5 protein-coding genes and 1 pseudogene are annotated in these 5543 nt (G+C 70.3%); 3 read left to right on the forward strand and 3 right to left on the reverse strand.

What is annotated here, in order from left to right:
• Positions 1–164: 164 nt before the first annotated feature.
• The 3 genes from VGN50_RS12025 to mce all read right to left on the reverse strand — a co-directional run bounded on the left by VGN50_RS12025 (position 165) and on the right by mce (position 3008).
• The gene (locus tag VGN50_RS12025; RefSeq protein ID WP_327445032.1) at positions 165–1055 is read right to left on the reverse strand and encodes a hypothetical protein; all 891 of its coding nucleotides are present in this window, start codon (positions 1053–1055) and stop codon (positions 165–167) included.
• A gap of 38 nt (positions 1056–1093) precedes the next feature.
• Positions 1094–2431: a crotonyl-CoA carboxylase/reductase gene (ccrA, locus tag VGN50_RS12030; RefSeq protein ID WP_327445033.1), complete on the reverse strand. Its 1338-nt coding sequence runs from the start codon at positions 2429–2431 to the stop codon at positions 1094–1096.
• A gap of 136 nt (positions 2432–2567) precedes the next feature.
• Positions 2568–3008 carry a methylmalonyl-CoA epimerase gene (mce, locus tag VGN50_RS12035; protein ID WP_327445034.1) on the reverse strand — a complete coding sequence of 147 codons (441 nt, stop codon included), beginning with the start codon at positions 3006–3008 and terminating at the stop codon, positions 2568–2570.
• A 71-nt stretch (positions 3009–3079) separates the two neighbouring features.
• Here mce and gatC point away from each other — a divergent pair, with 71 nt between their 5' ends.
• From gatC to VGN50_RS12050, 3 genes and pseudogenes are all read left to right on the forward strand, one after another.
• A complete protein-coding gene (gatC, locus tag VGN50_RS12040; RefSeq protein WP_327445035.1) occupies positions 3080–3376 on the forward strand; it encodes an Asp-tRNA(Asn)/Glu-tRNA(Gln) amidotransferase subunit GatC in 297 nt (98 codons plus the stop codon).
• A gap of 22 nt (positions 3377–3398) precedes the next feature.
• Positions 3399–4916, forward strand: coding sequence for an Asp-tRNA(Asn)/Glu-tRNA(Gln) amidotransferase subunit GatA (gene gatA / locus VGN50_RS12045; protein ID WP_327445036.1), 1518 nt, complete (start codon positions 3399–3401; stop codon positions 4914–4916).
• Between the two features lie 5 nt (positions 4917–4921).
• A pseudogene (locus VGN50_RS12050) lies at positions 4922–5543 on the forward strand (Asp-tRNA(Asn)/Glu-tRNA(Gln) amidotransferase GatCAB subunit B); the annotation flags it as partial.

Raw genomic sequence — 5543 nt, forward strand, 5'->3', positions numbered from 1 at the left:
CGCCAGCAGTAACAGGGTGTCGCGACCCTGCTGGACGGCCCGGAACAGCAGGTAGGCCAGCCCGAACCCGATGGCGGCGGTGAGGCCGAGCCGGAAAGGGGAGTAGGTGGCAAGGCTTCGCCTCGGCGCGCGCAGTAGCTCCGCGGCCGCCTCGGACGGTTCGGTCACGGGCTGGTGCCGTCGGCGCCGCTGCTGCCCGCGCCGCTGGTGCTGGGGATGCCATTGATGACGCCGGCCAACCTGGCATGCAACTCGCGAAGCGCCTGCAATGTCCGCTCGTGCTCGGTGGCCAGCGCGGCGGCGCGTTCCTCGGCGTGCCGGATCAGCGCCTCGGCAGTGGCCTTGGCCTCGGCTCGGTCCTGCCGGGCCTGGCGCTCGGCCTCGCTGCGCCGGGCACGCAGCGTGATCTCGAAGTCCTCCTCGGCAGTGCGGGCGCGCAGCTCGGCCTCCTGCTGGGCGGCGACCCGGGCCGCGGTGGCCTCGGCATCGAGCAGGTCGACCTCGCGGTGGGCGTCCTCGAGCAGCTTGGCGGCCTCGGCCCGCGCCCGATCGAGCTCCGCACCGGCCTGCACGCGCGACTGGGACAGCTTCTGGTCGGCCTCCGCCGAGCGTTGGGCGGCGGTCGCGGTCAGCCGCTGCTGCTCGCCGGCCGCCTCGCCGCGGACCCGCTCGGCATCGGCTCGCGCGGCGGCCAGCACCCGCTCGGCCTCCTGCTCGGCGTTGCGCCGGGTCTGCGCCGCCTCTTCGGTGGCCAACCGGAGCATCTCCCGGATCCGGTCCGAGACGTTCGCCGGCTCCGCGGGCCCGCTCGTCTCGGCGAGCTGACGGCTCAGCGATTCGATATGCGCCTCGCGACTGGCCAGTTGCGCGGCACGGTCGGCGCTGGTCGCCAGCGCGATGTCGCGCGAGGCCTTCAGCTCGGCCAGTTCGGCCGCCATCCGGGCTACGTAATCGTCCACCTGGCGTTTGTCATAGCCGCGCAGGCCGCTGTCGAAGAACGGCTCGTTGTTATCGAGAATCGGTAACAGTTCGGTGTTCTGGTCCTCCGCTGACATGACCCCATCGTCGCACGCCGGCCCCCGCGGTCACCGCCTCAGGCGTCTCGAAAGCGGTTGATGTCGCTCAAGTGCCTTTCCCGGAAAGCCGGATCTGCCACACCCTGTCCCTCGGTCGCTGCCAGGCAGAGCACGCCCACCTTGCCCTGGTGCAGGTTGCGGTGCACGTCGTAGGTGGCCTGCCCGGTCTCGGCCAGCGGGTACACCCTCGACAGCGTCGGGTGAATCGCGCCGCGCGAGATCAGCCGGTTGGCCTCCCAGGACTCGCGGTAGTTGGCGAAGTGCGAGCCGACGATCCGCTTGAGGTTCATCCAGAGGTAGCGGTTGTCGTACTCGTGCATGTAGCCACTGGTCGAGGCGCACGTGACGATCGTGCCACCCTTGCGCGCCACATAGGTGCTCGCGCCGAACGTCTCACGGCCGGGGTGCTCGAAGACGATGTCGGGGTCCTTGCCACCGGTCAGCTCGCGGATCTTGGCGCCGAAGCGCTTCCACTCCTTCTGGTCCTGCGTCTGCGGGTCCTTCCAGAACCGGTAGCCCTCGGCGTTGCGGTCGATGACCAGCTCGGCGCCCATCGCCCGGCAGATGTCGGCCTTGTCGGGGGAGGAGACGACACAGATGGGAGTGGCGCCACCGGCGAGCGCCATCTGGGTCGCGTACGACCCCAGGCCGCCGGAGGCGCCCCAGATGAGGACGGTGTCGCCGAGCTTCATGGCCGCGCCGTTCTGCGAGATGAGCTGGCGGTATGCCGTGGAGTTCACCAGCCCGGGGGAGGCGGCCTCCTCCCAGGTGAGGTGGTCGGGCTTGGGCATGAGCTGGTTGGTCTTGACGATGGCCAGCTCGGCCAGGCCTCCGAAGTTCGTCTCGAAGCCCCAGATCCGCTGCTCGGGGTCGAGCATCGTGTCGTTGTGGCCGTCTGCGCTCTCCAGCTCCACCGAGAGGCAGTGGGCGACGACCTCGTTGCCGGGCTTCCACTTCTGGACCCCGGGCCCGGTGCGGAGCACGACGCCGGCCAGGTCGGAGCCGACGATGTGGTACGGCAGGTCGTGCCGTTTGGCGTACTCCGAAGTGCGGCCGTAGCGCTCGAGGAACCCGAAGGTCGACACGGGCTCGAAGATCGAGGTCCAGACCGTGTTGTAGTTGATCGCGCTGGCCATGACGGCCACGAGGGCCTCGCCGGGGGCCAGCTCGGGCACCGGGACGTCGTCCAGGTGCAGCGACTTGCGGGGGTCCTTGTCCCGGCTCTCCATGCCCTCGAACAGGCCCACCTCGTCCTTGTGCACCGTGACGGCGCGGTAGGTCTCGGGGATGGCCAGCCCGGCATACGTGTCTTGGGCTCGGTCGCCGGAAAGGATGGCGTCGCGGATTTCCTGCATCAGTGTGGCTCCTCGGCTCGCAGAGACGGGTCGTCGGTCAGCACGGCTGAGGCCGAAACTACTGGTGCGTAACGGCATCCGGACGGGACTGAGACTGCGGTCACGCGGTGACCTGGCTCACGCGCGCCGGCGACGGTCAGTGGGTCTCGTGCGCGGGCTGGACGAGCTCGACCAGGATGCCGCCCGCGTCCTTGGGGTGGATGAAGTTCACGCGCGAGTTCGAGGTGCCACGGCGAGGCGCGTCGTAGAGCAGGCGCAGGCCACGCTCGCGCAGGACGTCGCTGACCGCCTCGACGTCCTCCACGCGGTAGGCGACCTGCTGGACGCCCGGGCCCGACCGGTCGAGGAACTGGGCGATCGTGGACTCGGGGGACAGGGGCGCCAGCAGCTGGATGTGCGAGCCACTCGAGCCGACCGCCATCATCGCCTCGCGGACTCCCTGCTCGTCGTTGACCTCCTCGTGGGCCAGCTCCATGCCGAAGGTGTCGCGGTAGAAGGCGATGGCGGCGTCCAGGTCGGTGACGGCCACCCCGACGTGGTCGATGGCAGTGAACAGTTCGGTGGGCAGAGCGCTCATGTCCTTCACCCTAGGGCGGCCCGGGTGCACGGCGACATGAGTGCTGCGTCACTCGCCCTAGACTGGCGAGCATGTCCGCACTGTCCCGGGACGACGTCGCGCACCTCGCCGGCCTCGCCCGTATCGACCTTTCCGAGGCCGAGCTCGACCGCATGGTCGGCGAGCTCGGCGTCATCCTGGAGTCCGTCGCCAAGGTCCAGGAGGTGGCGGCCGGCGACATCGAGCCGATGTCGCACCCCCTGCCGATCACCAACGTGACCCGCCCGGACGTGGTTCGACCGTCGCTCGGCGCGCAGGCCGTCCTGGCCGCCGCACCGGAGCAGGAGCAGCAGCGCTTCTCCGTGCCCCGCATCCTCGCCGAAGACTGACCCAGACTCCCAAGGACAGCCCGTGAACTCCGACATCACCCGTTTCAGTGCTGCCGAGCTGGCGCACGCCCTCGGCTCAGGCGAGCTGAGCTCCGTGGAGGTCGTGCAGGCGCACCTCGACCGGATCGCCGTCGTGGACGGCGACGTCCATGCCTACCTGCACACCGATGGCGAGGGGGCGCTTGCCGCCGCCCGGGCCGTGGACCAGCGTCGCGCAGCCGGGGAGGAGCTCCACGTCCTCGCGGGTGTGCCCATCGCCGTCAAGGACGTGCTGGTCACCAAGGGCCTGCCGACGACCGCCGGCTCCAAGATCCTCGAGGGCTGGCTGCCGCCGTACGACGCCACCGTCGTGAGCCGCCTCAAGGCCGCCGGTATGCCCATCCTGGGCAAGACGAACATGGACGAGTTCGCGATGGGCTCCTCCACCGAGCACTCGGCCTACGGCCCCACCCACAACCCCTGGGACCTCACCCGGATCCCCGGCGGCTCGGGTGGTGGCTCCAGCGCCGTCGTCGCGGCATACGAAGCGCCGTTGGCGATCGGCACGGACACCGGCGGCTCGATCCGCCAGCCCGCCGCCGTCACCGGGACGGTCGGGGTCAAGCCCACGTATGGCGGCGTCTCCCGCTACGGGCTGGTGGCTCTGGCGTCCAGCCTCGACCAGGCGGGCCCGTGTACGCGTACCGTCCTCGACGCGGCGCTGCTGCACTCGGTCATCGGCGGCCACGACCCGATGGACTCGACGTCGATCGACGCCCCAGCTCCCCCGGTCGTCGAGGCGGCCCGGCGCGCCGACGTCCGCGGGTTGAAGGTCGGCGTCATCAAGGAGCTCGGTGGCGAGGGCTACCAGGCCGGGGTGGCCGAGCGTTTCGAGGAGTCCGTGCAGCTGCTGCAGGACGCCGGCGCCGAGGTCGTCGAGGTCTCCTGCCCGAGCTTCGACTACGCCCTGGCGGCTTACTACCTCATCCTGCCGAGCGAGGCGTCCTCCAACCTCGCCAAGTTCGACGGCATGCGCTACGGCCTGCGGACCATGCCGGAGGGCATCGAGGCACCCAGTGCCGAGCAGGTGATGGCAGCCACGCGCGACGCCGGGTTCGGCGACGAGGTGAAGCGCCGGATCATCCTGGGCACGTACGCCCTGTCGAGCGGCTACTACGACGCCTACTACGGCCAGGCCCAGAAGGTCCGCCGGCTGATCGCCAACGACTTCTCGAAGGCCTTCGCCCGGGCCGACGTGCTGGTCAGCCCGACGGCGCCGACGACGGCGTTCCCCTTCGGCGCCAAGCTCGACGACCCGATGTCGATGTACCTGCAGGACGTCGCCACCATCCCGGCCAACCTCGCCGGGGTCCCGGGGATGTCGCTGCCCAGCGGCCTGGCGCGCGAGGACGGCCTGCCCACCGGGATCCAGATCCTGGCCCCGGCGACCCAGGACGAGCGGCTCTACGGTGTCGGTGCAGCGCTGGAGAAGATGCTCGTCGAGAAGTGGGGCGGCCCCTTGCTGGCCCAGGCCCCCGAGCTGACCGCGAAGGGAGCGTGAACCCGATGGCCACTGCAGTGAGCGAGGAGATCGTCGACTACGACGAGGCGCTCGAGCGCTACGACCCGGTGATGGGGCTCGAGGTCCACGTCGAGCTGAACACCGCCACCAAGATGTTCTGCGGCTGCGCGACCGGCTTCGGCGCCGAGCCCAACAGCCAGGTCTGTCCGGTCTGCCTGGGGCTGCCCGGCGCCCTGCCCGTCGTCAACGAGACGGCGGTCGAGTCGGCGATCCGCATCGGCCTGGCGCTCAACTGCGAGATCGCCCACTGGTGCCGGTTCGCGCGGAAGAACTACTTCTACCCGGACATGCCGAAGAACTTCCAGATCTCCCAGTACGACCAGCCGATCGTGGTCGACGGGGCCCTGGAGCTCCCCTCGGGCCACGTCGTCGGCATCGAGCGGGCCCACCTCGAGGAGGACACGGGCAAGTCCACCCACGTCGGCGGCGCCGGTCGGATCAAGGGCGCCGACCACTCCTTGGTCGACTACAACCGCGCCGGCGTGCCGCTGCTCGAGATCGTGAGCCGGCCCGACATCTCCACCCCGGACGAGGCCCGGGCCTACGCCTCGGAGCTGCGGGCGATCCTGGTGGCCACCGGTGCCAGCGACGGCAAGATGGAGGAAG

This window comes from Pedococcus sp., from assembly GCF_036000045.1.
Classification (GTDB): domain Bacteria; phylum Actinomycetota; class Actinomycetes; order Actinomycetales; family Dermatophilaceae; genus Pedococcus.